Origin of the sequence: Streptomyces sp. N50 (genome assembly GCF_033335955.1) — a bacterium.
In the GTDB taxonomy this organism is placed as follows: domain Bacteria; phylum Actinomycetota; class Actinomycetes; order Streptomycetales; family Streptomycetaceae; genus Streptomyces.
In genome coordinates this window covers 1,179,640-1,205,502 of the sequence record NZ_CP137550.1, presented here as the reverse complement: position 1 = coordinate 1,205,502, position 25,863 = coordinate 1,179,640, and the positions used below count along the sequence as shown (strand labels likewise).

Here is a 25,863-nt window from a genome sequence, read left to right as displayed (position 1 = left end):
GAGTACGTACGTGGAAGACCCGACGCAGCAGGAACAGGCAGGCTCCGAGGTGCGGAAGCGGGTCCAGGACAGCTTCGACCTCCAGGGCCTGATGTCCCACCTCGGCGCGCGCCTCGCCCACATCGGACCCGGCCGCGTACACATCGTGCTCCCGGTCCGCCCCGAGCTGACCCAACAGCACGGCTACGTCCACGCCGGCGCCACCAGCACCATCGCGGACAGCGCCGGTGGCTACGCCGCGCTCACCCTCTTCGACGAGGACTCCGAGGTCCTCACCGTCGAGTACAAGATCAACCTCCTGGCACCCGCCGCCGGCGACCACCTCGAAGCGATCGGCACCGTCCTGAAACCCGGACGCACCCTGACCGTCTGCCAGTTGGAGGTCTACGGAGTCCAGAACGACGGCACCCGGAAGCTCGTCGCCAACGGGCAGCAGACCCTGATCCGCGTGAACAGGCCCGCCGCGTGAACCCCGAGCCGTCCCAGCCGTCCGCTACGGCCCTGCCGTCCTGGCCGTCCTTGCTGACCTGGTGGCAGCGCCCCTTCCCCGACGCCAACACGCTCTTGCTGCCCGGGCGGTGACTGGTCCCGCGCACACGCCGGGGACGTCGACCTGGTCGTGGTGGGTGACGCCCTGCCGGACCAGGACGTCGGTTGGGTCGACCTCGCCCTCGACGGCCCCGGCGGCTGATGGACGACCCGGCCGGAGCGGTCCGGTACGGCGCTCGCCGGACCTTCGCCTTCGCCCTGATGGTCCGCGCTGAGACGTGGTGGAACGAGGGAACGGGGTAGGGAGGCGACAGCGGCTCCTACCAGCCGGTGCTCACCGCTCGGCGGGTTCTGTCGGCCTCTGACTCCAGGAAAATCTGACGGAGCATCAGAAAAGGCCTTCCGTCGTCCGGAGGACTGCGGCATTCTGCGCCCATGCAGACGGAGTTGAGCAAGAAACTGGGAATCGAGCACGCCATCTTCGGCTTCACGCCGTTCCCCGCCGTCGCCGCGGCCATCAGCCGGGCCGGCGGTTTCGGAGTGCTCGGCGCGGTCCGCTACACCGCCCCCGACGACCTCAAGCGCGACCTCGACTGGCTGGAGGCGCACGTCGACGGGATGCCGTACGGCCTCGACGTCGTCATGCCCGCCAAGAAGGTCGAGGGCGTCACCGAGGCCGAGGTCGAGGCGATGATCCCGGAAGGGCACCGGCGGTTCGTCACCGAGACCCTGGCCAAGTACGGCGTGCCCGAACTCGCCGAGGGTGACGTGTCCGGCTGGCGCATCACCGGGTGGATGGAACAGGTCGCCCGCAACCAGCTCGACGTCGCCTTCGACTACCCGATCAAGCTGCTCGCCAACGCCCTCGGCTCTCCGCCCGCCGATGTCGTCGCCCGCGCCCATGACCGCAACGTGCTCGTCGCCGCGCTCGCCGGCAGCGCGCGGCACGCCCGCAAGCACGCGGAGGGCGGCATCGACATCGTCGTGGCCCAGGGCTACGAGGCGGGCGGCCACACCGGTGAGATCGCGTCCATGGTGCTCACGCCCGAGGTCGTCGACGCCGTCGATCCACTGCCTGTGCTGGCCGCCGGTGGCATCGGCAGCGGACAGCAGGTGGCCGCCGCGCTCAGCCTCGGCGCGCAGGGTGTGTGGCTGGGCTCCCTGTGGCTGACCACCACAGAAGCCGATATGCACTCGCCCGGCGTGACCCGCAAACTGCTCGCTGCCGGGTCCGGCGACACCGTCCGCTCCCGCGCCCTGACCGGGAAACCGGCCCGCCAACTGCGTACCGAGTGGACCGACGCCTGGGACGACCCGGACGGCCCGGGCACTCTCCCGATGCCGCTGCAGGGGCTGTTGGTCGCCGAGGCGGTGTCCCGCATCCAGAAGTACGAGATCGAACCACTGCTCGGCACCCCCGTCGGCCAGATCGTCGGCCGGATGAACAGCGAACGCAGTGTCCAGGCCGTCTTCGACGACCTCACCCGCGGCTTCGAGCACGCCGTCGACCGCATCAACCGCATCGCCGGAAGGAGCGGCCAGTCGTGAGCACGGAGGGCGTAGGCAGGGAGGGGGCCGGCATGGAGGGCCTGGGTGCGAAAGGCGCTGACGCAGGGGGTTCGAGCATGGAGGGTGCAGGCACACAGGGGACGGGCATACGGAGCGCGACCACACAGGAGCCGGACACCCAAGGCGCAGGCACACGAGGGGGGAGCGCACAGAGCGAGACCACACAGGCGGCGTCCACACAGAGCGCGGCCACACGTGGTGCGAGCACAGAGGGCGTGGCCACACAGAGCCCGACCACACAGGGCACAGGCACACAGGTCCCGGCCACACCCCCCGCCGGCTTCTGGGCCCAAGCCGCTCAGGATCCCGGCCGTGAAGTCATCGTCGCCCCCGACGGCGAGGTGTGGACAGCAGGACGACTGCACGCCGCCGCCAACCAACTCGTCCACGGTCTGCGTGCCGCCGGGCTCGAACGCGGTGACGCCTTCGCCGTCGTCCTGCCCAACGGCGTCGAGTTCTTCACGGCCCATCTGGCAGCCACCCAGGCCGGGTTCTACCTCGTCCCCGTCAACCACCACTTCGTCGCACCGGAGATCGCCTGGATCGTCGCCGACTCCGGAGCCAAGGTGCTCATCGCGCACGAGCGGTTCGCCGAGGCGGCCCGCCAGGCCGCCGACGAGGCCGGCCTGCCCGCCACCCACCGGTACGCGGTCGGCACGGTCGAGGGCTTCCGGCCGTACGCCGAACTCCTCGACGGGCAACCGGAGTCGGCGCCCGAGGACCGCACGCTCGGCTGGGTCATGAACTACACCTCGGGCACCACAGGACGCCCCCGCGGCATCCGCCGCCCCCTGCCGGGCAGGCCCCCCGAGTCGGCGTACCTCGGCGGGTTCCTCGGCATCTTCGGCATCAAGCCGTTCGACGACAACGTGCACCTGGTCTGCTCGCCGCTTTACCACACGGCCGTCCTCCAGTTCGCGGGCGCAAGCCTGCACATTGGGCACCGCCTGGTCCTGATGGACAAGTGGACCCCGGAGGAGATGCTCCGCCTCATCGACCGCGAGAAGTGCACCCACACCCATATGGTCCCGACCCAGTTCCACCGCCTCCTCGCCCTCCCGGAGGACATACGGGCGCGCTACGACGTCTCGTCCATGCGGCACGCCATCCACGGCGCCGCCCCGTGCCCCGACCATGTGAAGCGGGCGATGATCGACTGGTGGGGCCACAGTGTGGAGGAGTACTACGCGGCCAGCGAGGGCGGCGGTGCCTTCGCGACCGCCGAGGACTGGCTGAAGAAGCCCGGCACGGTCGGCAAGGCCTGGCCCATCAGCGAACTCGCGGTCTTCGACGACGACGGCAAGCGGCTCCCGCCCGGTGAACTCGGCACCGTGTACATGAAGATGAGCACCGGCGGCTTCGCCTACCACAAGGACGAGGCCAAGACGAAGAAGAACCGCATCGGCGACTTCTTCACCGTCGGCGACCTCGGTTTCCTCGACGAGGACGGCTATCTCTTCCTCCGCGACCGCAAGATCGACATGATCATCTCGGGCGGCGTGAACATCTACCCGGCCGAGATCGAGTCCGTCCTTCTCGCCCACCCCGCCGTCGCCGACGCCGCCGCCTTCGGCATCCCGCACGACGAGTGGGGCGAGGAGGTCAAGGCCGTCGTCGAACCGTCCCCCGGCCACGAGCCTGGACCGGCCCTGGCCACCGCCCTCCTCGATCACTGCGCCGAGCAACTCGCCGGCTACAAACGGCCCAAGAGCATCGACTTCATCACCGAGATGCCCCGCGACCCCAACGGCAAGCTGTACAAGCGGCGGCTGCGGGATCCGTACTGGGAGGGACGGACGCGGCCTGTGTGAGTGCTCCAGGAACTTGGTCCGCTTGACCTGCCCGGGTGGCGGCCCGAGGATCATGTGTCATGACGCCCGGACACGGCAGCACGGTTGACGGGGTACTGCGACGCAGTGCCCGGCGCACTCCCGCACGCGTGGCGGTGGACTACGGCGAGCGCTCCTGGACGTACGAGGAACTCGACGACGCCGTCTCCCGCGCGGCGAGCGTGCTTCTCGACCAGGGGCTCGCGCCGGGCGACCGGGTCGGCTCCTACGGCCACAACTCCGACGCCTATCTGATCGGCTTCCTCGCCTGTGCCCGCGCGGGCCTCGTGCACGTGCCGGTCAACCAGAACCTCACCGGCGACGACCTCGCGTACATCATCGGCCAGTCCGGCAGCGCGCTGGTGCTCGTCGACCCGGACCTCGCCGGTCAACTCCCTGACGGCGCAAGGACGTTGCCGCTGCGGGACGCGGACGGCTCGCTGCTGGACCGGCTCGCGTCGGCGTCACCGTACGACGGGCCCGAGCCGCGCACGGACGACCTGGTGCAGTTGCTCTACACCTCGGGGACGACCGCGCTGCCCAAGGGTGCGATGATGAGCCACCGGGCCCTGGTGCACGAGTACTTGAGCGCGATCACCGCACTGGACCTGAGCGCGGGTGACCGGCCGGTGCACTCGCTGCCGCTGTACCACTCGGCGCAGACGCATGTGTTCCTGCTGCCGTACCTGGCCGTCGGGGCGACGAACATCATCCTCGACGCGCCCGACGGGGACCGGCTCTTCGACCTGATCGAGGCCGGGCGCGTGGACAGCCTGTTCGCCCCGCCCACCGTGTGGATCGGCCTGGCGAACCGGCCCGACTTCGCGACCCGTGACCTGAGCGGCCTGCGCAAGGCGTACTACGGCGCGTCGATCATGCCGGTGCCCGTTCTGGAGCGGCTGCGCGAGCGGCTCCCGAAGCTGGCCTTCTACAACTGCTTCGGGCAGAGCGAGATCGGCCCGCTGTCCATGGTCCTCGGCCCCGACGAGCACAAGGGCCGACTGGACTCCTGCGGCCGTCCCGTCCTGTTCGTGGACGCGCGGGTGGTCGACGAGGACGGCAAGGACGTGCCCGACGGAACGTCCGGCGAAGTCGTCTACCGCTCACCGCAGTTGTGCGAGGGCTACTGGGACAAGCCCGAGGAGACCGAAGCCGCCTTCCGCGACGGCTGGTTCCACTCCGGCGACCTCGCGGTACGGGACGCGCACGGCTTCTTCACCGTCGTCGACCGGGTCAAGGACGTCATCAACTCCGGTGGCGTACTGGTCGCTTCACGCCAGGTCGAGGACGTGCTCTACACCCATGAGGGCGTCGCCGAGGTCGCCGTGATCGGCCTCCCGGACGACCGCTGGATCGAGGCTGTCACCGCGGTCGTCGTCCCGCGTGGCGAGGTCGCGGAGGCCCAACTCATCGACCACGCACGGGAGAAGCTCCCTCACTTCAAGGCGCCGAAGCGGATCGTGTTCGTGGACGAGCTGCCGCGCAACGCCAGCGGGAAGATCCTGAAGCGGGAGTTGCGGGAGCGGTTCGGCAACTGAGCCTTCTTATCGGGGAGTTGCGGCCGGAGCCGTACGCGCCTCCGCCCCCGCGATCGTTTCCCGCAACACCTCACGCGCTGCGGCGAGTTCGGTGGCACGGCGGTCGAGATCGCTCAACTGGGCACGCAGCGCGTCGAGTACACCCGGGCAGGGCTGCACGGCGGCCCCGTCCGTGGTGCAGGGCAGCACCTGCCGGATGACCCGGGTGGGCAGCCCGGCCGCGAGGAGTGCGCGGATGCGGAGCACGACGGCGGTGTCCGGATCGGCGTACTCCCTATAGCCGTTGGGCAGCCGCTCGGGGCGTAGCAGTCCCGCCCGTTCGTAGTGGCGCAGCAGTCGCACGCTGGTTCCGGTCCGCTCGGCCAGCTCCCCGATCAGCACGGGCGCGCACCCCTCTCCGGCTTGACCTTCCAACGGTGTCAGGGATCAACACTGGCTCCCGCCGCCCGCATTCCGCCGGGTGGCCGGCCCGCTGAGGGAGACACACATGATTCTCGACGCCCACAGCCATGTCCACGACCCGCTCGATGCCCACCTGTCGGCACTCGACGCCGCGGGTGTGGACCGCACGGTGCTGTTCCCCACCCGCGCGCACCCGGAACGGGCCACCGACCTGGACTCCCTCCAGCACGAAATGGGCGCCCTGGAACGGGCGTTGGCCGGTGGTTCCGGCGACGACGGATTCGCCTTGGCGCTACGGGAGTTGGACGAGGCCCTCGCCGCGCACCCAGACCGCTTCCTCGGCTTCGGATCCGTCCCTCTCGGCCGCCCCGATGTCGAGACCGCGGCCCGGGTGGAGCGCGACGTGACCGGTCGCGGGCTGTACGGCATCGGGGAACTCACCCCGCCCCCGGACCGGGCCGCCCTCGTCGAACCGGTGCTCCGCGCGGCGCACGATCACACCGGACTCCCCGTGGTCGTCCACGGCGCCGCGCCCACGACCGCGGCGGACGTCCGCACACTCGCCGAACTGGCCGCCCGCTACCCGAAGGTGCCGCTGGTCATCAGCCAACTGGCCGGAGCCCACTGGATGGTGGCCATCGAACTGGCCCGCGCCACCCCCAATCTCCACCTCGAACTCTCCACCGCGAACGTCGTCTTCGCCGTACGCCTAGCCATCCACGAACTCCCCACCCGCACGTTCTTCGGCTCCGACGCGCCCTACGGAGACCCGGTCCTCGCGCGCACGACGGTGGAACGGGTCACGTCTCCGGGCGAGGTGCGTGACCGGGTGGTGGGCGGGAATCTGGCGGAGTTGCTGGGGCTGGGGTAACTGCGCGTGTCGGGCGGGGACTTGGGGCGAGTCGCCTCAGGGTGTCCGCAGGTCCACGATGCGCCGGATCTTGCCCACGCTGCGCTCCAGTGACTCCGGTTCCACGATCTCGACCGCGACGGAGACGCCGATGCCGTCCTTCACGGCCGTGGTGATGGCCCGGGCCGCCGCGTCCCGGGTCTCGGGGCCTGCGCCGGGGCGTGCCTCGGCCCGTACGGTGAGGGCGTCGAGGCGGCCCTCGCGGGTGAGCCGGAGCTGGAAGTGGGGTGCGACGCCCGGGGTGCGCAGGACGATCTCCTCGATCTGGGTGGGGAACAGGTTCACCCCGCGCAGGATCACCATGTCGTCACTGCGGCCGGTGACCTTCTCCATGCGCCGGAAGGCCGGGCGGGCCGTGCCGGGGAGGAGCCGGGTCAGGTCCCGGGTGCGGTAACGGATCACCGGCATGGCCTCCTTGGTGAGCGAGGTGAACACCAACTCGCCCTTCTCGCCCTCCGGTAGGACTTCACCCGTGATCGGATCGACGACCTCCGGGAAGAAGTGGTCCTCCCAGATGTGCAGCCCGTCCTTCGTCTCCACGCACTCCTGCGCGACACCCGGACCGATCACCTCCGACAGCCCATAGATGTCGACGGCGTCGATCGCGAACCGCTCCTCGATCTCCCGCCGCATCTGCTCGGTCCAGGGCTCCGCCCCGAAGATGCCGACCCGAAGAGAGGTTCCGCGCGGGTCCACCCCCTGCCGCTCGAACTCGTCGAGGAGGGTGAGCATGTAGGACGGGGTGACCATGATGATCTCGGGCTTGAAGTCCTGGATGATCTGCACCTGGCGGGCCGTCATACCGCCGGACGCGGGGATGACCGTACAACCCAGTCGCTCGGCACCATAGTGAGCGCCCAGACCACCGGTGAACAGCCCATAGCCGTACGCCACATGCACCTTGTCGCCGGGCCGTCCGCCCGCGGCGCGGATGGAACGGGCCACCACGTCCGCCCACATGGAAAGGTCGTTCTCTGTGTAGCCGACCACTGTGGGGCGTCCGGTGGTGCCGCTCGACGCGTGGATGCGGCGGACGTGGTCCTCGGGGACGGCGAACATTCCGTACGGGTAGTTGTCGCGCAGGTCCAGCTTGGTGGTGAACGGGAAGAGGGCGAGGTCGGAGAGCGCGCGGCAGTCGTCCGGGTGGATTCCGGCCGTGTCGAGGGACCGACGGTAGAAGGGCACGTTCGCGTAGGCGTGCCGCAGCGAGGCCCGTAGCCGCTTCAACTGCAGTGCCCTGAGTGCGTGTTGGTCGAGCTGTTCCCCCGAGTCGAGCAGCTCCGCCGCGTCCGCCATCGGTGCACCCTTTCGTCAATCGTGCTATTTCGGGCGACCGATCATTCGGTCGATGTGTGTGGGATCAGTAATCCAGCCAGCCACCCACCGGGGCAAGAGGTCTGCCCCCACTTTCTCCACGCGTCGCCCGGCAGAATGGCCGGGTGGATCTCCGTCCGGAACTGCTGCCACCGTCCGTGTCCGTGGCGCGTGTGAAGCAACTCGCCCGCGCAACAAGGCGGATTGAGCACCTTCCGCACGACGCCGACCGCTCGGCCGCGGAGGGAGCGGTGGCTGCCTTCGCCGAGGCGTCGGGGCACGACTACGGGGCGGCCGACTTCCTGGGCTGCGCCGGGTCGCGGACGCTGGAGGAGTTCGCTCTGGAGGCCGCGTGACCGGCGTATCCGCGCGTGCCCGATGCCACCCGCGAGGAACTCGCCGAGGTCGTCCGCAGGATCCTGGCCGGGGACACGGACGCCGAGTACTACCTCCGGCTCTTCACGGCGAACGTGGCTCATCCAGCGGCCTCGGACCTGATCTTTCATCCGCCGTGCGAACTCGCGGACGCCGACGCCGACGCCGACGCCTCCGCCGAGCGGATCGTCGACGCGGCGCTGGCCTATCGCCCCATCGCCCTCTGAGGAGAACGAGGGCTTGAGGTAGTCGAGGACCTGAGGAACTGCCTTGCGGTGAGGCCCGGTCGGCGGTGAGGATCAGCCGCATGCCGACCTTCACCGCCACCGACGGCACCGAACTCGCCTACCACGTCCGGGGCGAGGGCGAGCCGTTGGTCGTCCTGCCCGGAGGGCCCATGCGCGCCTCCACATACCTCGGCGACCTGGGCGGGCTGGCCGCACACCGTCGGCTGATCCTGCTCGATCTCCGGGGCACCGGCGACTCCGCGGTACCGGCCGACCGGACGTCGTACCGCTGCGACCGACTCGTCGACGACGTGGAAGTGTTGCGCGCCCACATGGGCTTGGACCATATGGATCTGCTCGCGCACTCGGCGGGCGGCAGCCTCGCGATGCTGTACGCGGCCCGGTACCCCGGGCGAGTCGCACGCCTCGCCCTCATCACCGCCACGCCGTGGGCGCTGGACATGCCGGCCACGCCCGACGACCGGCTCACCGCCGCACGGCTACGGAAGGGCGAGCCGTGGTTCGAGGCCGCACACCCGGCGTTCGAGGCATGGCTCGCGGGCACGGGCGACTTCGACCCGGTCTTCGAGCCCTTCTTCTACGGGCGTTGGGATGCCGCCGCCGAGAGCCACTCCGCGCTCGCCGACGAGGAGTGCGACGACGAGGCCGCCGACCTGTACTTCTCCGAGGGCGCCTTCGACCCACCCGCCACCCGGGCCACCCTCGCGGACCTGCCCGCACCCGTCCTGGTCCTCGCGGGCGAGCTGGACGGCGGCCCCCGCCCCGATCTCGCCCGCCGTGCCGCCGCCGTCTTCCAGAACGCGGAGTCGGCGGTCCAGCCGGGCGCCGGGCATTACCCGTGGCTCGACGACCCGGAGTGGTTCGTGCGCCGCGTCACCGCGTTCCTCGACGGGAGCGGCGGGGCTCTGCCCTCGGCAGAGTAGGCGGATGACGCGGCGGTCCACTGGATACGTTCCCGGGATGGACACCGAGATCCGCACCGTCAAGGCGAACGGCATCACCCTCACCTGCCGCGCCTGGGGACTCGAAGACGCCCCGCCCGTCCTCCTGCTCCACTGCCGGGGCGCCGACGGCACCGACTGGACGCCGATCGCCGAGCGGCTCGCCACCGGAGCCGTCCCGTACCGCGTGTACGCACCCGACCTGCGCGGCCACGGAACCAGCGACTGGCCCGGCACCGAGCCGGGCGCCACGGCGGAGGCGTACGCCTACGAGGCGATGCGGGACGACCTGCTCGCCCTCCTCACCGTCCTCGGCGTCGAACGCGCCCACGTCATCGGCCACTCCCTCGGCGGCATCGTCGCGTATCTGCTCGCGCAGGAGGCGCCCGGCGTCGTACGGCGGCTGGTACTGGAGGACGTGCCCGCGCCGATCGCCTTCGATCCGCCGCGGCCGCCCACCGAACGACCGGCGGGGGAGCCGCCGTGCGACTGGGCCATGATCGAGGCCGCCGATGCCCGAGCGAACGACCCCGACCCCATGTGGTGGGACCACATGGGGCGGGTCACCATGCCCACGCTGGTGGTTGCAGGTGGTCCCACCAGCGGTGTTCCTCAGGACCGGGTCGCCGTGCTCGCCGAACGGATTCCCGACGCGCGGCTGGTGACCGTCGACGCCGGGCATCTCGTGCACGAGAACCGGCCGGAGGAGTTCCTCGCCCTCGTGGAGGCCTTCCTGGTGGGCGAGGAGGTCACTTCGCGTAGGCCGTCATGAAGCGGTCCCGGAACTTGTCCATGCCCAGTACCGGCGCGCTGTCGGCCGGCTTGAGGCCGTCCGTCCAGCCCCAGCCGGAGATCTTGTCCAGCACCTTCGGGTCGTGGGCGACGATGGTGATCGGCACGTCCCGGTCGGTGGTGCCGCCGGTGACCGTCGGGACGGGCTGGTGGTCGCCGAGGAAGACGAGGACGGTGTTCTTGTTGCCGTAGCGCTGGACCCACTGGGTCAGGCTGTCGACGGAGTACTGGATGGCCTTGCGGTACTCGGTCCGCACACGCTTGGCGCTCTTCCAGACCTCCGTCGGGTTCGTGCCTTCCTTCTTGATCTGGTTGAAGATCGTGCCGTCGCCGAGCTGGTTCCAGGGGATCGTGTGGGCGATGGGTGACCAGGGGTTGTGGCTGGAGGCCAGGATGATCTCCGCCATGATCGGGTCGCGGTTCTTCTTGCCGTACTCCAGCTTCTCGAAGGACTCCAGGCTGAACTGGTCCGGCACCGGCGTCCAGCTGAAGTACGGGCCGTTGTAGCCGAGATGCGTGGAGTCGTAGATGTTGTCGAGGCCGAAGTACTTGCCCTCGGGCCAGGACTTGCGGACGCCGGGGACGATGCCGACCGTGCGCCACGCGCCGGTCTTCTGGAAGTAGCTGGTGAGGGTCGCGCGGGTGCTCGTCGTCACGGTCCGGTAGCGCTGCTGGTTCTTGATCCACAGGCCGGACAGGAACGTCGAGTGGGCGAGCCAACTGCCCGCGCCGGTCACGGGCGACCTCAGCCAGGCGCTCCGCGACGAGAAGCCGGCCGCCTTGAGCCGGGCGTCGCCCGCCGTGAGCGTCTTGTCCATCTCCGGTGCCATCGTCGGGTCGTCGAGGGCGACCCGGCCGTAGCTCTCGATGAAGGTGAACAGCACGTCCTTGCCGCGCAGTCCGGTGAGCAGCTGGTTGGGCGGGGTCTTCGCGAAGGCGTCGACGGTGAGCTGCTTCTTGAAGACGTCGGCGTCCCCGAGACCGTCGCGGACGTACTTCACACGGTTGGTGAGGAACTGGCTGTAGCCCTTGGTGGCGAGCGTGACGCCGCCGACCTGCACGCTCAGGGTGAAGCACATGATCCACGCGACACCGAGGACAAGTGTGGTGCGTACGGCCATGGGGCGGTGCCTGGCCATCACATCCGCCAGCCGCACCATCGCGAGCGCGCTGCCCGCGAGCACGGCGATCAGCAGCACGATCACGCCGATGATCGCGAGCACCTCGCCCGTGTGACCGAACGAGTCCTTCATCCAGTCCGCCGCGTCGCTCAGCAGCACCCAGTCGAAGACCAGGTCGAACGGCCGCGCCAGAGTCTCGTAGAAGCCCATGTCGAGGCACTTCAGGACGGTGGACAGCCCGACGAACGCACCCAGCACGACGGCGGTGACCCGCCGGGCCCGCGACGGAAGCGCGAGCAGCACGACCGCGAGCACGATCAGCTCCACGGGCAGCCGGAGGAACGACTGAAACGTCATCCGGTCGAGCCGGTCGGGCACGACAAGCGCGACGAGCAACAGCGCCCCGGCCAGCACACTCGTGCCCACCCCGACGGCACGTGCGGTACGGGGGTAGCGGTGACGCCAGCCGAACCAGCCTGCGCGGAGGGGGAGTTGGGGGGATTGCTCGGTGGGGTCGGCGGACTCTGCGACCTCGCTGGGCTTTTCGGGCTCGGCGGGCTGGGCGGATTCAGCAGGCTTGGCGGACCGTGTGGGTTCAGTTGGCTCTACAGGCTCGGCCGGTTCCGGGGCCTCGGCGGACCGTGCGGGCTCGTCTGACCCTGCGGATGCGGCGGATTCAGCAGGCTCGGCGGACTTGGCCGGCTCGGGAGTGTCGGCCGAACCGTCCGCGTCGGCGGAGCCAGCAGCCTCGGTCGCGTCGGTTGGCGTGTGTGGCTCGGGTGGCTCCTGTTGTTCGGGTGATTCCGCGGCCTCCGTCGCCGCTGTCGGGTCGGTCTCCCCGGTGGCTTTCTGTTGCGCCAATGGGTGAGAGCGAGTGAAGAGCGGCACCCGAACGTCCTTCCGTGCTGAGCCCGGTGACGGCATGGCGGACCTGGCCCGGGCCACCAGATTCGTCACCATCGGTACGGCCGCACGCTACCGTCAGTTCAATCGGGCCTGCTCGTTGACCCACTGTTGACTCACTGATCTGCGGCGACTGCCACCTCCCGCGCCCACCGGTAGTCCGCCTTGCCGCTCGGCGACCGCTGGATGGAGTCCGCGATCACCAACTGGCGCGGGATCTTGTACCCGGCGAGATGGGTGCGACAGTGCGTCTGGATGGCGTCCAGGGACGGCCGTTCCGCACCCGTGCGCAGTTGTACGACAGCTGCGACATGGTTGCCCCACTTCGCGTCCGGCACCCCGGCCACCAGCGCGTCGTAGACATCCGGATGCGACTTGAGCGCCTGCTCGACCTCCTCCGGATACACCTTCTCCCCACCGGTGTTGATGCACTGCGAGCCCCGCCCGAGGACGGTGACGACGCCCTCCTCGTCCACGGTCGCCATGTCGCCGAGCAGGACCCACCGCTGGCCGTCCTTCTCGAAGAAGGTCTGGGCGGTTTTCCTCGGATCGTTGTAGTAGCCGAGCGGTACATGGCCGCACTGGGCGACCCGGCCGATCTCGCCGACGGCGACCGGTTCGTACGTAGCCGGATCCACCACCTGCGTACGGGAGTTGACGCGGATACGGAAGGACTTCCCGGCCCCGGAGTCTGCCGTCGCCGTGCCGTTGAAGCCGGACTCGGACGAACCGTAGTTGTTCAGCAGCATCGTGTTCGGCAGCAGCTCCTGGAACTGCCGGCGCACCGTCTCCGACATGATCGCGCCCGACGACGACACGCTGAACATCGACGAGCAATCGGTGCCCCTCATCGGCCCGTTGAGCGCGTCGATCAGCGGGCGCAGCATCGCGTCGCCGACCAGGGACATGCTGGTGACCTTCTCCTTCTCGATGGTCCGCAGCACCTCCTCCGGCACGAACTTCCGGTGGATCACGACGCGTTGGCCGAAGTTGAAGCCGATGAACGCGGTGAGCGTGGAGGTGCCGTGCATCAGCGGGGGAGTGGGGAAGAAGGTGATCCCCGATCCGCCGGCCGCGACACGCTCGGCCAACTCCTCCGGTTTCTTCACCGGTTCGCCCGTCGGCGCGCCGCCGCCGAGCCCGGAGAAGAACAGGTCCTCCTGGCGCCACATCACACCCTTGGGCATCCCGGTCGTGCCGCCGGTGTAGATGATGAACTGGTCGCCCGCCGACCGCGCCGGGAATCCGCGCCCGGGAGACCCGGCCGCCTCGGCGTCCGTGAAGGCCACGGCGGACACGTCCGGTCCGTCCACCGGCGCCGCTCCCACCCGTACCAGGTGCCGCAGTTGCTCCGCACGCGGCAGCGCGGCCGCCACCCGCTCGGTGAACTCCGTGTCGAAGACCAGCGCCACGAGGTCGGCGTCCCGGTAGAGGTACACCAACTCCTCTTCTACGTAGCGGTAGTTGACGTTGACCGGCACGACCCGTGCCTTGAGGCAGCCCAGCACCGTCTGCACGTACTCGACGCCGTTGTAGAGATGGAGCCCGAGATGCTCACCCGGGCGTATCCCGGAGTCGATCAGATGATGGGCGACCCGGTTCGCGGCCGCGTCCAACTCCGCGTAGGTCAGGCGGCGTTCCGCGCCCGTGCCCGGGTGGTCGATGTACACGAGCGCCTCGCGGTCCGGGACCACGTCGACGACCGACTCGAACAGGTCGGCAATGTTGTACTCCACCACTCCTCCTGACGTCGGTTCGCCGGTCATCAGAGCAAAGGCGCGGCAACTGTGAAGGGTCCGCGCAGAAGAAATCTGACTGAGTGTCAGAAACCCCTTGTACTGGCAGGGCGCCTCCTGCAACCTGTTCTCGTTCCGGAGGCGGTACGGCGACGGGAGGACGACCATGAGCGGTACGGAACACCTGACCGTGCGGCGCGAGGGCGCCACACTGGTGCTCACGCTCAACAGGCCCGAGGCCAAGAACGCGCTCTCGTTGCCGATGCTGGTCGGGCTCTACGACGGCTGGGTCGAGGCCGACGCGGACGACGCGATCCGGTCGATCGTGCTGACCGGGGCGGGGGGTGCGTTCTGCGCGGGCATGGACCTCAAGGCGCTGGCCGGCAAGGGGATGGAAGGGCAGGAGTACCGGGATCGGCTCACTGCTGATCCGGATCTGCACTGGAAGGCGATGCTGCGGCACCATCGGCCTCGGAAGCCGGTGATCGCCGCGGTCGAGGGGTATTGCGTGGCCGGCGGTACGGAGATTCTTCAGGGCACCGATATTCGGGTCGCGGGGGAGTCGGCGACCTTCGGGTTGTTCGAGGTGAAGCGCGGGCTCTTCCCGATCGGTGGCTCAACTGTCCGTCTCCAGCGGCAGATTCCGCGTACCCATGCGCTGGAGATGCTGCTCACCGGGCGGCCGTACAGCGCGCGGGAGGCGGCGGACGTCGGTCTGGTCGGGCATGTCGTGCCCGACGGTGAGGCTCTCGACAAGGCGTTGGAGATTGCCGAACTCGTCAATTCGTGTGGGCCGTTGGCGGTTGAGGCGGTCAAGGCGTCGGTGTATGAGACCGCCGAGCTGACCGAGACGGAGGGGCTTGCCTCCGAACTCAAGCGCGGGTGGCCGATCTTCGACACCGCCGATGCGAAGGAGGGGGCGCGTGCCTTTGCGGAGAAACGGCCGCCTGTTTACAAGCGGGCGTAGTGGTTCGTTTTTGTCTGCGGGTTCGTTGTGGCCGGTCGCGCAGTTCCCCGCGCCCCTGGGTGGGGATCCGTCGCGCCAGCTGTTCAGTTAGGAGATGCCGTGCCCGAAATACTCAAAGCGCCCTTGGTCCTTGAATTTCCGTTCACCCGTTCCCTCGGTCCCGTGCAAAGCGCCTTTCTCAGCGGGCTGCGTGAGCGCGTCGTCCTCGGGGTGAAGACCGGCGACGGCCGCACCCTCGTCCCTCCCGTCGAGTACGACCCCGTCACCGCCGAGGAGATCCGTGATCTCGTCGAGGTCGGGGCCACCGGGACGGTCACCACCTGGGCCTGGAATCACGAACCCCGGCGTGGGCAGCCGCTCGGCACGCCCTTCGCGTGGGTGCTGGTTCGGCTCGACGGTGCTGATACCGCGCTGCTGCATGCCCTCGATGTCCCCGGCCCTGATGACGTGCGGACCGGTATGCGGGTGCGTGTCCGGTGGGCCGAGGAGCGTACCGGCGCCATCACCGACATCGCGTGCTTCGAACCGTACGACGGGGAGGAAGGGCATCAACCCGCCGCGCACAGCGGTGAGTTCGAGGACATGGTCACCGGCATCGTGGCCGAGGCGCGGCTCGACTATGTCTACTCGCCCGGCCGTGCCCAGACCGACTACATCCGCGCGCTCTCCGAACAACGGACCGTCGGCGAACGCTGCCCTTCCTGTCGCAAGGTGTACGTCCCGCCGAGGGGTGCGTGTCCCACATGTGGGGTCGCCACAGCAGAACATGTCGAAGTGGGTCCGCGGGGCACAGTGACCACGTTCTGCATCGTCAACATCAAGGCGAAGAACCTCGACATCGAGGTGCCGTACGTCTACGCGCACATCGCCCTGGACGGCGCCGACCTCGCGCTGCACGGGCGTATCGGCGGGATTCCGTACGACCAGGTGCGCATGGGGTTGCGGGTCGAGGCGGTGTGGAGTGAGGGCGGCCGCTATCCGGACCACTACCGGCCGACCGGCGAGCCCGACGCGGACTACGACGTCTACAAGGAGCTGCTGTGATGTCAGGAGACGCCACACCGCGGGAGATCGCCGTCGTCGCCTTCGCGCAGACCGACCACCGGCGCACCACCGACGAGCTCTCCGAGGTGGAGATGCTGATGCCGGTGCTGCACGGCGTCCTCGAACAGACCGGGCTGAAGACCGCCGACATCGGCTTCACCTGCTCCGGCTCCAGCGACTACCTCGCCGGCCGCGCCTTCTCCTTCACCCTCGCCCTCGACGGCGTCGGAGCCTGGCCGCCGATCTCCGAGTCGCACGTCGAGATGGACGGCGCCTGGGCGCTCTATGAGGCCTGGGTCAAACTCCTCACCGGGGACGCCGACACCGCGCTCGTCTACTCGTACGGCAAGTCGTCCCCCGGCTCCGTACGCGACGTCCTGACCCGGCAGTTGGACCCGTACTACGTCGCCCCGTTGTGGCCGGACGCCGTCGCCCTGGCCGCCCTCCAGGCCCAGGCCCTCATCGACGCGGGCGACACCGACGAACCCGCGCTCGCCGCCGTCGCGGCCCGCAGTCGGACCGACGCGAGCGCCAACTCCCATGCGCAGGTGCGGGGTTCGGTGCCGCAGGGCGACTATGTCGTACGACCGCTGCGCACCGGCGACTGTCCGCCGGTCGGTGACGGCGCCGCCGCCGTGATCCTCGCGGCCGGGGACCGGGCTCGCGAGCTGTGCGAACGGCCCGCGTGGATCAGGGGGATCGATCATCGCATCGAGGCACATGGGCTGGGCGTACGGGAGTTGACCGACTCGCCGTCGACGCGGCTCGCCGCCGAGAAGGCCGGGGTCTTCGAACGGCCCGTCGACACCGCCGAGTTGCACGCGCCGTTCACCGCGCAGGAGGTCGTCCTGCGGAAGGCGCTGCGCCTCGGTGACGACGTGCGCGTCAACCCGTCCGGAGGTGCCCTCGCCGCGAACCCCGTCATGGCCGCCGGGCTCATCCGCGTCGGTGAGGCCGCCGCCCGTATCCACCGGGGCGAGTCCGACCGGGCCCTCGCCCACGCCACCTCCGGTCCCTGTCTGCAGCAGAACCTGGTCGCCGTACTCGAAGGGGATCCGCGATGAGCAAGGAGCCCGTGGCCGTCGTAGGGATCGGCCAGACCAAGCATGTCGCCGCGCGGCGGGACGTGTCGATCGCGGGGCTGGTGCGGGAGGCGGCTCAACGGGCGCTGGACGACGCCGAGTTGACGTGGGCCGACATCGACGCCGTCGTCATCGGCAAGGCGCCCGACTTCTTCGAGGGCGTCATGATGCCCGAGTTGTATCTCGCGGATGCGCTCGGCGCCGTGGGGAAGCCGATGCTGCGGGTGCATACCGCTGGTTCCGTGGGCGGGTCGACCGCGCTCGTCGCCGCGAATCTCGTCGCGGCTCGTGTGCACGGGACGGTTCTCACGCTGGCGTTCGAGAAGCAGTCCGAGTCGAACGCCATGTGGGGACTGTCCCTGCCGATTCCCTTCCAGCAGCCGTTGCTCGCCGGTGCGGGCGGGTTCTTCGCGCCGCACGTGCGTGCCTATATGCGGCGCACCGGTGCGCCCGACACCGTGGGCTCGCTGGTGGCGTACAAGGATCGGCGCAACGCGTTGAAGAATCCGTACGCGCATCTCCACGAGCACGACATCACGCTGGAGAAGGTCCAGGCCTCGCCGATGTTGTGGGACCCGATCCGGTACTCGGAGACCTGTCCGTCCTCGGACGGTGCCTGCGCGATGGTGCTCACCGACCGGGCGGGCGCGGCTCGGGCACCACGTCCGGCGGCCTGGATGCATGGGGGCGCCATGCGTAGCGAACCCACACTGTTCGCCGGAAAGGACTGTGTGTCGCCGCAGGCCGGCAAGGACTGCGCCGCCGACGTGTACCGGCAGGCGGGCATCGCGGATCCGCGGCGGGACATCGACGCCGTGGAGATGTACGTGCCGTTCTCCTGGTACGAGCCCATGTGGCTGGAGAATCTCGGATTCGCCGAGGAGGGGGAGGGGTGGAAACTCACCGAATCCGGGGTGACCGAACTGGACGGCGATCTTCCCGTGAACATGTCAGGTGGGGTGCTGTCCACCAATCCGATCGGCGCCTCGGGCATGATCCGCTTCGCGGAGGCCGCCCTCCAGGTTCGGGGGCAGGCCGGAGAACACCAGGTGGAGGGGGCCCGGCGGGTTCTCGGGCACGCTTACGGCGGCGGATCCCAGTTCTTCTCGATGTGGCTCGTGGGCAGTGAACCCCCCGCCTCCTGAAAGGTCCCCCTCACGTGGCCTGTTGGCATCAGAAACCGATCGCTAGGCTGGCCGCGGACGACGAATCGGGAGGAGCACGGACGTGGCCGAGAGCACCATCCAGCAGCACCCGCTTGCGGGCTGGGACAAGCCGGAGCTGGACCTCAGTGACGCCGATTGGCACTCAGGCAGCCGTGGACTGGGGGATGTCCAGATCGCTTTTGTCGAGGGATTCATCGCGATGCGCAACAGCGGCCGCCCGGAAAGCCCTTCCTTGATCTTCACGCCCGCGGAATGGGGCGCGTTCGTGTCGGGGGCGCGGGAAGGGGAGTTCGACCTCACCTGACGGTGAAGGATCCCCGGCGAGTCATCGGGGGAAGTGCGCACAGGCATCTTCAGCCCGGCCTTCACTCGTGAGGGTGGCGGCCGGGCTGCGTGTCCGTTGGAAACTCGATGCCGGTCATGTCCTGGGAGAGCGCCCACAGGCGGCGCCGCAGCGACGTGTCGTAGGACTGCGGGCTGGAGCGGACCACCTTGGGGTACCCCTTGCTCTGCTGGAATCCGCGTGGGCCGTAGTACTCACCGCCCCGTACGTCCGGGTCGGTCGCGGCGCGCAGCACGGGAAGTGCTCCCCTCTCGGGGGACTGCAGGAGCAGCGGCCGGATCGCCGCGAAGGCCGTGCGGGTGAGGGCGGAGGAGTGCGACATCGCGCTCCGGGAACCGGTGGTGTCGGCGCCGCCGGGATGCGCGGCGACGGCCAGTGGCCCGCCCGCCGGCAGTCTGCGGTCGAGTTCATAGGTGAACAGCAGGTTGGCCAGCTTGGAGTGCCCGTACGCGGCGGTCCGGTCGTACGCGCGTGTGTGCCAGTCGAGATCATCGAGATCGATCGGGCCGCCCATGCGGTGGCCCGCGCTGCTGACCGTGACGACACGGGAGGCGGACGAGGCCGGCAGCAGGTCCAACAGGAGCCCGGTCAGGGCGAAGTGGCCCAGGTGGTTGGTGCCGAACTGCAGCTCATAGCCGTCCGGGGTCGTCCGGTACGGGGTGTACATCACGCCGGCGTTGTTGATCAGCATGTCTATCCGGGCGTGGGTATCTCGTAGTTCCCCGGCCGTCTCGCGGACCGAGGCGAGCGAACTCAGGTCGAGTCGCTGGACGTGCACCGTCGCCGCCGGTACGGCGAGAGCGATCTCCTCGGCCGCGCGCTTGCCCTTGTCGGTGTCCCGGACCGCCATGACGACTTCCGCCCCGCGCAGGGCGAGGGCCTTGGCCGTCTCGAATCCGATGCCGGTGTTGGCGCCGGTGATCACGGCGGTGCGGCCGTGCTGGTCGGGGATGTCCCGGGCTGTCCAGTGCGCGGGCTTCGATGCGGTCATTGTTCCTCCAGAAGTAGTACGGGCCCGGTGGCCGCGAGAGGTGAATGCCATTTACCTATGGTGAATAGTGTTACCCTTGGCCGCATGGCAGTCAAACGGCGCCCCACCGGCACCCACCACGGAGATCTGCGCAACGCGCTGGAGGAGGCGGCCCTGGCCCTGGTCGGCGAGCGCGGCCCGCACGGGTTCACCCTCGCCGAGGCGTGCCGGAGGGCCGGGGTGAGCGTGTCGGCCCCTTACAAGCACTTCAGCGACCGGGAGGCACTGCTGGCCTCGCTGGCTCTGAAGGGCTACGAGGAGCAGCGGCGCCGCTACCGCACCGCGCTGGCCTCGCACACGGACCCGGTCGAGCAGCTGGCGGCCTTCGCGACGGCCTATGTACGGTTCGCCGCCGAGGAGCGCGCCCTCTTCGACATCACCTTCCTGGCCGGCCTCGACAAGAGCCGGCATCCCGAACTGGCCGCGGCGGGCGGTGTGTTGCACGACGACCTGATGCCGGTCACCAGCCGCATCGCCCCCGACCCGGACGAGGCGTTCGACCTGCTCGTCCAGATCGCCGCGGCAGCCCACGGCCTGGCCCTGTTCCAGCAGCAGGACATGCTGCCCGGCCCCTGGAACACCCGCACCTCCGTCGAGCGGCAGGCCGCCCGCACGGCCCGTGCCCTCGCCGGCCGGGAAACCCGCTAGCCGCCGAGAACCCGCTAGTTCTGGAGACCCGCATGACCACCCCGCGCACCGACTTCGACCAGGCTCTCGACCGCATCGGCAGGGGCAGCCACGTCAGCCTGACCACCTTCCGCCGCAACGGCCAGGGCGTCCCCACCCCCGTCGGCAGCCTCGTACAGGACGGCACGCTCTACGCCCTGACACCGCCGGACACCGGGAAGGCCAAGCGGATCCGCAACAACCCTCAAGTCACCATCGCCCCTTGCGACATGAAGGGCACCATCCCCGCCGACGCACCCGAGGTGCGGGCGACCGCCCGGCTCCTGGATCCCGCGGAGACCGCCCGCGTCGAGGAGATGATGAGGCGACGCTTCTTCATGTACCGCCTGGTGCACCTCCTCGACCGGGTCCTGCGCCGCGAACGCCGACTCGTCGCCATCGCCGTCCGCGAATGACCGCCGCTCGGAAGGGTGTCCCGCGCGATTTTCCGGACACGCGACCTTGAGAACCCTTCCGGAGCCGGTGCCTGAGCCAGGCTGGCCCCGGAGGGGGAGGTCCTGTTACTTCGGAGGTGAGGAACCCATGAGCACCCTGCCGGTCATCGCGGCGGTCGACGGTTCGGACGACAGCCTGCGCGCCGTGGACTGGGCCCTCGACGCGGCCCGTGGGCGCGGGGCGCCGTTGCGGGTCGTCCATGTGTGGCAGTACGCCGCCGCGTGGACGCCGCCCGGCGTCCTGGTCGCCGGGCCGCCGGAGCCGGACGAGGACGAGGTGCTCGACCAGGTCCGTACGTATGTCGAAGGGCGTGCCGACCGGCCGGTCATGGAGTACCTCCGGCTGCAGGGCGCACCGGGCGCCGTACTGCCCGAACTCGGTTCCGCAGCGCAGCTGTTGGTGCTCGGCTCGCGTGGCCGCGGCGGCTTCGCCAGCCTGCTGCTCGGCTCGAACGGCATGGCCGCCGCCCGCGACGCCGACTGCCCCGTCGTCGTGGTTCCCCGGCCCGGCCGCGAGGTCCACGGCGAGATTCCGGCCGAACCCGGACCCCGCGTGGTCGTCGGCCTGCACGTGGACAGCCCCGACGAGGCCACCCTCGCCTTCGCCTTCGCCGAGGCCGCCCTGCGCGGAGCCCGCCTCCAGGTCGTCGCCGCCTACCCGTGGCCGCCGCAGGCCTGGGCGTCCCCCGGTGAACTCGTTCCGCCGGTCATCGACCAGGACGCCATCGAGAACGAGACCCGCACCCTCACCGAGGCGCTCCTCGCCCCGCACCGCGAACACCACCCGGACGTCCCCACCGAGCCGTACGTCGCTCCGGGCGACGCGGCCGGCCACCTCGTCGCCGCCTCCAAGGACGCCGACCTCGTCGTCGTGGGCCGCCACCGCCGCCGCCTGCTGTCCCCGGCCCGTCTGCTCGGCTCGGTCACCCAGGCGGTCCTGCTGCACTCGGCGAGCCCGGTGGCGGTGGTGCCGCCGACGCCGTTGGAGGAGTGAGGTTCGCTCGCGAGGGTTGCGGCCGGCCTTGGGATCAAGTCGCGTGTGCTGCAGGGGAGTTAGCGCTCACGGCCACAGCAACTGCTTGCGCCAGCCGGTCCCCTCGCCCCCGTCCCCGCCCTCGCGGACATACACAAGCCGTGTGTGCCGACGCTCCTTGTCGCCCTGCCAGAACTCGACCGACTCCGGGCGCACGGTGTGCAGGGTCCAGCCGGGGGCCACGAGGTCCGGGTCGTCCTCAAGGCGTTCCAGCGACTCCTTGACGGCGGCGTCCCGTTCGGCGAGGTCCGCGAGCGGCTGTGACTGGCGGCCGACGAGGGCCTCCGCGCGGGCGCCGGTGCTGCGAGCCAGGAAGTCCGCCGCGCTGTCCTCGGCACCCGCCGCCACGACCGGACCGCGCACGCGGATCTGACGGGCGAGCGGCGACCAGTAGAACGTCAGGGCGGCGAAAGGGCGTTGGGCGAGATCGCGGGCCTTGACGCTGCCGCCGTCCGACGCGAACCGCCAGCCGTCGGGCCCAACACCCTTGAGGATCAAGGTCCTTGCCGTCGGGTTGCCGTCGGCGCCCGCTGTCGAGACCGTCATCGCGTGCGGCTCGCGCACACCGGCCTCCAGCGCCCCCAGCAGCCACTCAGTGAACAACTCGGACGGGGTGTCCGGCGCGGCCAAGGGATCGAAGGCGGGCAGTTCACCCGCGAAGACCTCCAGGTCGCGCAGCAGTTGCCGTAGACCGTCCATCGACGTTCGCCTCCGAGGCTGAAGGGGAGATCAATGACCCCATCGTCCGTCTCGGGCGGGACTTGATCAAGCGGGGACCGTGCCTCCGGCGTCACGGGAGACACAGGAAAACCGGCCGGTACGCCTTCGTCGACTACCGGGTCGCGCGACCCCTGGGAAGCGTACGCTGAGGTCCCTGTAGCTCACGGTGCGCGTTCGCTCCCCGCGCGGGCGCACCACCGTGGCAGGGGGTATGGCATGGGGCAGCGGAGTGCGCGCAGCAGAAGGACACTCTTCGAACGGGAGAGTGAACTCGCCGCCGTGGACGATGCGTTGGGCGAGCTGACAGGTCTGCGCACGGACGGCGGCGAACCGGGTGACCGGCCCCGCGGTGCCCTGCTCGCCTTCGCGGGACGGGCCGGCATCGGCAAGACCACCCTCCTCGCCGAAGTGCGCCGTCGCGCCGCCGCCAAGGGCTGCACCGTGCTCTCCGCGCGGGGCGGCGACCAGGAACAGCGCGTGGCCTTCCACGTCGCCCGCCAGCTGCTGCAACCCCAGTTCGCCGGCTCGGCCGACGCCGATCTCCGTGCCTCGCTGGGCAGTTGGTACGACATCGTCGGTCCCGCCCTCGGCCTGTGCGCGCCCACCGAAGGCTCCCCGCCGGACCAGCAGGGTCTGCGCGACGGCCTCGACTGGGTGCTCACCCACCTCGCGGTGAAGCGCGCCCCGATGGTCCTCGTCCTCGACGACGCGCACTGGGCCGACCCCGAATCCCTGGGCTGGCTGGCCGCGTTCGCGCCCCGCGCCGAACAACTCCCGCTGCTGGTCGTGGTCGCGTACCGGCCCGACGAACTCCCCGACCACGCCGAGTCGTTGAGGGGACTGCCCGGCCGGGCCGGCGGACGCCCCCTCGACCTCGAACCGCTCAGTGTCGCGGCCGTCGCCGACCTGGTGCGGGAGACGCTCGGCGAGGACGCGGACGACGCGTTCTGCCATGAGTGCTGGGCCGTCACCGCGGGGAACCCCTTCGAGACCGTCGAACTCACCGCCAAGATCCACGACCGGGGCCTGACCCCCACCGAGGCCGGGGCCAACCAACTGCGCGACCTCGCAGCCGCCGTCAAGGGCAGTGGCCTCACCACCCGCCTCGAACGGCTCGGCACCTCGACCGTCCGCTACGCCTGGGCCTGCGCGGTCCTCGGCACCGAGCCCCATCCGATGCTCGCCGCCGCCGTCGCCGGGCTCGGCCACGAAGAGGCCGCCGACGCCGTCGACGCGCTGCGCGGCGCCCGCATCCTGACCGCCACGCTGACCACCGCGGGCACCCTCGAATTCGTGCACCCGCTCATCGCCACCGCCGTCTACCGCGCCATCCCCGCCGGCGTCCGCGTGGCCCTGCACGGCCAGGCCGCCTGGTGCGTCATCAACGAGGGCCAGGGCCCCTCCGTCGCCGCCCGCCACCTCATGGAGACCCACCCCGACGGCGACAACTGGGTGGTTCAGCAACTCCGCGCGGCCGCCGGCGAGACCCTGCGCGCGGGCGCCCCCGACACGGCCCGCAGCTACCTCGCCCGCGCCCTGCGCGAACCCCCGCCCTTCGACGACCGGGCCGCCGTCCTGTACGAATTGGGCAGCGCCTCTCTGCTCACCGAACCGGCGACCACCGTCAACCATCTGCGGGCCGCCCTCGAAGAGCCGATCAGCGACGCGGGCCTCCGGCAGAACATCGTCTACCGCCTCTCCCAGGTCCTCGCCCACAGCGACCGCCTCGCCGAGGCCTCCGACACCCTCGCCCGCGAGATCCGCGTGACCGGCGACGCCCGGGTCAAACTCCGCATGCTCTCCGAGCAGTTCATGTGGGACGCCTTCCGCGCCGACGAACCCGACCACCCCTCCCGCTCCCGCCGCCTCACCAAACTTGCCGACCGCCTCAAGGGCCGCGACCTCACCGAGCGGTACATCATCGGCCTGCGCACCTGGGACGCCGTACTCCGCGGTGAACCCGCACATGTCGCCCTGCACCACGCCGAACGCGCGCTGGCCGGCGGCCTCGGCTGGGCGGAGGCCGACCGCGGTTTCGAGGTGCCGGTGCTGGTCGCCCTCACCTTCATGTACTGCGACCGACCGGGCCGTGCGGAGGAACTCTTCGCCACCGGCATCGCCGACTTCGAGCAACAGGGCTGGCGCGGCGCCCACTTGTCCTTCGGCTACACCTTCCTCGGCTACCTCCGCTACCGGCGCGGCCGCCTCGCCGAGGCCGAGGACTTCGCCCGCGCGGGCCTGCGCCTGGCCGAACGCGTGGGACCCGGCACCCCCGTCTACTGGTACGGCACCGGCATCCTCATCGAGGTCCTGCTGGCCCGCGGACGGGTTGCGGAAGCCACCCAACTCGCCGAGGACCACGCCTTCGCGGAGCCCTTCCCGGCCGCCGTGGTCTTCCCGGACGCCCAGACCGTCTACGGCGAACTGCTCCTGGCCCGCGGCCTCGCCAAGGAGGCAGCCGCCGAACTGGCCGCCGCCGGCCGCCGTCTGGACCCCCGCGGCATCCGCAACCCGGCCTGGTGCCCCTGGCAGCTCCACCTCGCCCGCGCCGAACGCCACGACACCCCTGAGCGCGCCGTCGCCACCGCCGACGAAGCGGTCGCCCGTGCCCGCCAGTTCGGCACCCCCTCCGCCATCGGCCAGGCCCTGCGCATCGCCGCCGAGGTCTCCACCGGCTCGGCCCGAGCCAAACTCCTCGAAGAATCCGTCACCCACCTCGAACGCTCCCCAGCCGCCTACGAGTTGGCCTGCGCCCTGGTCGCCCTCGGCACCGAACTCCGCCGAGCAGGCAGGCCCAAGGAAGCCGCCGACCACCTCTACCGAGGCCTCGACGCAGCCGTCCAATGCGGCGCAGACGGCCTCGCGGACACCGCCCGAGCCGAACTGGCAGCAGCAGGCCTACGCCCCCGCCGCCTCCACAGCCCAGAAACCGACACCCTCACGACCCAGGAACGTGCGGCCGCAACCCTGGCCGCCGAGGGCAGCACCGACCACGAGATAGCCGTAGAACTCCACACGGACGAACAAACGGCAGTACGCCTCCTGTCAGCGGCCTACCGAAAACTGGGCACGGACCACACCGGCCTGGAATCGGCACTGATCAAACCAACGTAGGGCCAACCCCCTAGGGGCGCGGGGAACTGCGCGCCCAGCCCCCACACACCCGCACTCGACAACGAACAGGCACCCG

General features: G+C 70.2%; 24 protein-coding genes. 18 read left to right on the top strand and 6 right to left on the bottom strand.

Annotated features, from left to right (window positions below; all coding sequences use genetic code 11):
- Positions 1-10: 10 nt before the first annotated feature.
- The 4 genes from R2B38_RS50045 (at position 11) to R2B38_RS50030 (ending at position 5,425) form a co-directional block, all read left to right on the top strand.
- On the top strand, positions 11-469 hold the full coding sequence (locus tag R2B38_RS50045) for a PaaI family thioesterase (RefSeq protein WP_318022854.1): 459 nt from the start codon (positions 11-13) through the stop codon (positions 467-469).
- A 455-nt stretch (positions 470-924) separates the two neighbouring features.
- Positions 925-2,037 carry a nitronate monooxygenase family protein gene (locus R2B38_RS50040; RefSeq protein ID WP_318022853.1) on the top strand — a complete coding sequence of 371 codons (1,113 nt, stop codon included), beginning with the start codon at positions 925-927 and terminating at the stop codon, positions 2,035-2,037.
- A gap of 236 nt (positions 2,038-2,273) precedes the next feature.
- Positions 2,274-3,869, top strand: coding sequence for an acyl-CoA synthetase (locus R2B38_RS50035; RefSeq protein ID WP_318022852.1), 1,596 nt, complete (start codon positions 2,274-2,276; stop codon positions 3,867-3,869).
- A gap of 59 nt (positions 3,870-3,928) precedes the next feature.
- Positions 3,929-5,425: an acyl-CoA synthetase gene (locus R2B38_RS50030; RefSeq protein WP_318022851.1), complete on the top strand. Its 1,497-nt coding sequence runs from the start codon at positions 3,929-3,931 to the stop codon at positions 5,423-5,425.
- Positions 5,426-5,431: 6 nt separating this feature from the next.
- On the opposite strand, the gene R2B38_RS50025 is transcribed toward R2B38_RS50030, so the two are convergent.
- On the bottom strand, positions 5,432-5,806 hold the full coding sequence (locus R2B38_RS50025) for a MerR family transcriptional regulator (protein ID WP_318022850.1): 375 nt from the start codon (positions 5,804-5,806) through the stop codon (positions 5,432-5,434).
- A 106-nt stretch (positions 5,807-5,912) separates the two neighbouring features.
- Here R2B38_RS50025 and R2B38_RS50020 point away from each other — a divergent pair, with 106 nt between their 5' ends.
- Complete coding sequence (locus tag R2B38_RS50020) at positions 5,913-6,698, top strand: amidohydrolase family protein (protein WP_318022849.1); 786 nt, start codon at positions 5,913-5,915, stop codon at positions 6,696-6,698.
- A 36-nt stretch (positions 6,699-6,734) separates the two neighbouring features.
- Here R2B38_RS50020 and paaK read toward each other — a convergent pair whose 3' ends face one another.
- The gene (paaK, locus tag R2B38_RS50015) at positions 6,735-8,033 is read right to left on the bottom strand and encodes a phenylacetate--CoA ligase PaaK (protein ID WP_318022848.1); all 1,299 of its coding nucleotides are present in this window, start codon (positions 8,031-8,033) and stop codon (positions 6,735-6,737) included.
- Between the two features lie 143 nt (positions 8,034-8,176).
- Here paaK and R2B38_RS50010 point away from each other — a divergent pair, with 143 nt between their 5' ends.
- From R2B38_RS50010 to R2B38_RS49995, 4 genes are all read left to right on the top strand, one after another.
- Positions 8,177-8,407 carry a hypothetical protein gene (locus R2B38_RS50010; protein ID WP_318022847.1) on the top strand — a complete coding sequence of 77 codons (231 nt, stop codon included), beginning with the start codon at positions 8,177-8,179 and terminating at the stop codon, positions 8,405-8,407.
- 15 nt (positions 8,408-8,422) lie between these two features.
- Complete coding sequence (locus R2B38_RS50005; protein ID WP_318022846.1) at positions 8,423-8,653, top strand: hypothetical protein; 231 nt, start codon at positions 8,423-8,425, stop codon at positions 8,651-8,653.
- 80 nt (positions 8,654-8,733) lie between these two features.
- Entirely contained in the window at positions 8,734-9,597 is an 864-nt protein-coding gene (locus R2B38_RS50000) for an alpha/beta hydrolase (RefSeq protein ID WP_318022845.1), read from the top strand.
- A gap of 37 nt (positions 9,598-9,634) precedes the next feature.
- A complete protein-coding gene (locus R2B38_RS49995; protein ID WP_318022844.1) occupies positions 9,635-10,387 on the top strand; it encodes an alpha/beta hydrolase in 753 nt (250 codons plus the stop codon).
- Here the strand turns inward: R2B38_RS49995 and R2B38_RS49990 are convergent.
- Together R2B38_RS49990 and R2B38_RS49985 are read right to left on the bottom strand one after the other, a co-directional pair.
- Positions 10,365-12,416: a sulfatase gene (locus R2B38_RS49990; protein WP_411978639.1), complete on the bottom strand. Its 2,052-nt coding sequence runs from the start codon at positions 12,414-12,416 to the stop codon at positions 10,365-10,367. The genes R2B38_RS49995 and R2B38_RS49990 overlap by 23 nt on opposite strands.
- A gap of 131 nt (positions 12,417-12,547) precedes the next feature.
- Positions 12,548-14,167 carry an acyl-CoA synthetase gene (locus R2B38_RS49985; RefSeq protein ID WP_318022842.1) on the bottom strand — a complete coding sequence of 540 codons (1,620 nt, stop codon included), beginning with the start codon at positions 14,165-14,167 and terminating at the stop codon, positions 12,548-12,550.
- 166 nt (positions 14,168-14,333) lie between these two features.
- On the opposite strand from R2B38_RS49985, the gene R2B38_RS49980 reads away from it, so the two are divergent.
- The 5 genes from R2B38_RS49980 (at position 14,334) to R2B38_RS49960 (ending at position 18,730) form a co-directional block, all read left to right on the top strand.
- Complete coding sequence (locus tag R2B38_RS49980) at positions 14,334-15,134, top strand: crotonase/enoyl-CoA hydratase family protein (RefSeq protein WP_318022841.1); 801 nt, start codon at positions 14,334-14,336, stop codon at positions 15,132-15,134.
- 99 nt (positions 15,135-15,233) lie between these two features.
- The gene (locus tag R2B38_RS49975; RefSeq protein WP_318022840.1) at positions 15,234-16,178 is read left to right on the top strand and encodes a Zn-ribbon domain-containing OB-fold protein; all 945 of its coding nucleotides are present in this window, start codon (positions 15,234-15,236) and stop codon (positions 16,176-16,178) included.
- Complete coding sequence (locus R2B38_RS49970) at positions 16,178-17,242, top strand: thiolase domain-containing protein (RefSeq protein WP_318022839.1); 1,065 nt, start codon at positions 16,178-16,180, stop codon at positions 17,240-17,242. Before R2B38_RS49975 ends, R2B38_RS49970 begins: the two co-directional genes overlap by 1 nt.
- Positions 17,239-18,405, top strand: coding sequence for a thiolase domain-containing protein (locus R2B38_RS49965; RefSeq protein ID WP_019057880.1), 1,167 nt, complete (start codon positions 17,239-17,241; stop codon positions 18,403-18,405). The genes R2B38_RS49970 and R2B38_RS49965 overlap by 4 nt, the downstream gene beginning before the upstream one ends.
- Positions 18,406-18,487: 82 nt before the next feature.
- On the top strand, positions 18,488-18,730 hold the full coding sequence (locus tag R2B38_RS49960; RefSeq protein ID WP_019057879.1) for a DUF397 domain-containing protein: 243 nt from the start codon (positions 18,488-18,490) through the stop codon (positions 18,728-18,730).
- Between the two features lie 61 nt (positions 18,731-18,791).
- Here the strand turns inward: R2B38_RS49960 and R2B38_RS49955 are convergent, their stop codons facing one another.
- Entirely contained in the window at positions 18,792-19,760 is a 969-nt protein-coding gene (locus tag R2B38_RS49955) for an oxidoreductase (RefSeq protein ID WP_318022838.1), read from the bottom strand.
- A gap of 84 nt (positions 19,761-19,844) precedes the next feature.
- On the opposite strand from R2B38_RS49955, the gene R2B38_RS49950 reads away from it, so the two are divergent.
- The 3 genes from R2B38_RS49950 (at position 19,845) to R2B38_RS49940 (ending at position 21,914) form a co-directional block, all read left to right on the top strand.
- Positions 19,845-20,447 (top strand): TetR/AcrR family transcriptional regulator, encoded by a 603-nt coding sequence (locus R2B38_RS49950; RefSeq protein ID WP_318022837.1) that lies wholly within the window; start codon positions 19,845-19,847, stop codon positions 20,445-20,447.
- A 32-nt stretch (positions 20,448-20,479) separates the two neighbouring features.
- The gene (locus tag R2B38_RS49945; protein WP_318022836.1) at positions 20,480-20,881 is read left to right on the top strand and encodes a PPOX class F420-dependent oxidoreductase; all 402 of its coding nucleotides are present in this window, start codon (positions 20,480-20,482) and stop codon (positions 20,879-20,881) included.
- Between the two features lie 127 nt (positions 20,882-21,008).
- Positions 21,009-21,914, top strand: coding sequence for a universal stress protein (locus tag R2B38_RS49940; RefSeq protein WP_318022835.1), 906 nt, complete (start codon positions 21,009-21,011; stop codon positions 21,912-21,914).
- 66 nt (positions 21,915-21,980) lie between these two features.
- On the opposite strand, the gene R2B38_RS49935 is transcribed toward R2B38_RS49940, so the two are convergent.
- A complete protein-coding gene (locus R2B38_RS49935) occupies positions 21,981-22,652 on the bottom strand; it encodes a pyridoxal 5'-phosphate synthase (protein WP_318022834.1) in 672 nt (223 codons plus the stop codon).
- A gap of 237 nt (positions 22,653-22,889) precedes the next feature.
- On the opposite strand from R2B38_RS49935, the gene R2B38_RS49930 reads away from it, so the two are divergent.
- Complete coding sequence (locus R2B38_RS49930; RefSeq protein ID WP_318022833.1) at positions 22,890-25,787, top strand: helix-turn-helix transcriptional regulator; 2,898 nt, start codon at positions 22,890-22,892, stop codon at positions 25,785-25,787.
- Positions 25,788-25,863: the final 76 nt, after the last annotated feature.

What these genes read in the sequence shown, in the direction of transcription:
- R2B38_RS50040 (WP_318022853.1), top strand. Translation starts at nt 925, where the DNA reads ATGCAGACGGAGTTGAGCAAGAAACTGGGAATCGAGCACGCCATCTTC.
- R2B38_RS50030 (WP_318022851.1), top strand. Translation starts at nt 3,929, where the DNA reads ATGACGCCCGGACACGGCAGCACGGTTGACGGGGTACTGCGACGCAGT.
- R2B38_RS50020 (WP_318022849.1), top strand. Translation starts at nt 5,913, where the DNA reads ATGATTCTCGACGCCCACAGCCATGTCCACGACCCGCTCGATGCCCAC.
- paaK (WP_318022848.1), bottom strand. Translation starts at nt 8,033, where the DNA reads ATGGCGGACGCGGCGGAGCTGCTCGACTCGGGGGAACAGCTCGACCAA.
- R2B38_RS50000 (WP_318022845.1), top strand. Translation starts at nt 8,734, where the DNA reads ATGCCGACCTTCACCGCCACCGACGGCACCGAACTCGCCTACCACGTC.
- R2B38_RS49995 (WP_318022844.1), top strand. Translation starts at nt 9,635, where the DNA reads ATGGACACCGAGATCCGCACCGTCAAGGCGAACGGCATCACCCTCACC.
- R2B38_RS49980 (WP_318022841.1), top strand. Translation starts at nt 14,334, where the DNA reads ATGAGCGGTACGGAACACCTGACCGTGCGGCGCGAGGGCGCCACACTG.
- R2B38_RS49970 (WP_318022839.1), top strand. Translation starts at nt 16,178, where the DNA reads ATGTCAGGAGACGCCACACCGCGGGAGATCGCCGTCGTCGCCTTCGCG.
- R2B38_RS49965 (WP_019057880.1), top strand. Translation starts at nt 17,239, where the DNA reads ATGAGCAAGGAGCCCGTGGCCGTCGTAGGGATCGGCCAGACCAAGCAT.
- R2B38_RS49955 (WP_318022838.1), bottom strand. Translation starts at nt 19,760, where the DNA reads ATGACCGCATCGAAGCCCGCGCACTGGACAGCCCGGGACATCCCCGAC.
- R2B38_RS49950 (WP_318022837.1), top strand. Translation starts at nt 19,845, where the DNA reads ATGGCAGTCAAACGGCGCCCCACCGGCACCCACCACGGAGATCTGCGC.
- R2B38_RS49945 (WP_318022836.1), top strand. Translation starts at nt 20,480, where the DNA reads ATGACCACCCCGCGCACCGACTTCGACCAGGCTCTCGACCGCATCGGC.
- R2B38_RS49940 (WP_318022835.1), top strand. Translation starts at nt 21,009, where the DNA reads ATGAGCACCCTGCCGGTCATCGCGGCGGTCGACGGTTCGGACGACAGC.
- R2B38_RS49935 (WP_318022834.1), bottom strand. Translation starts at nt 22,652, where the DNA reads ATGGACGGTCTACGGCAACTGCTGCGCGACCTGGAGGTCTTCGCGGGT.
- R2B38_RS49930 (WP_318022833.1), top strand. Translation starts at nt 22,890, where the DNA reads ATGGGGCAGCGGAGTGCGCGCAGCAGAAGGACACTCTTCGAACGGGAG.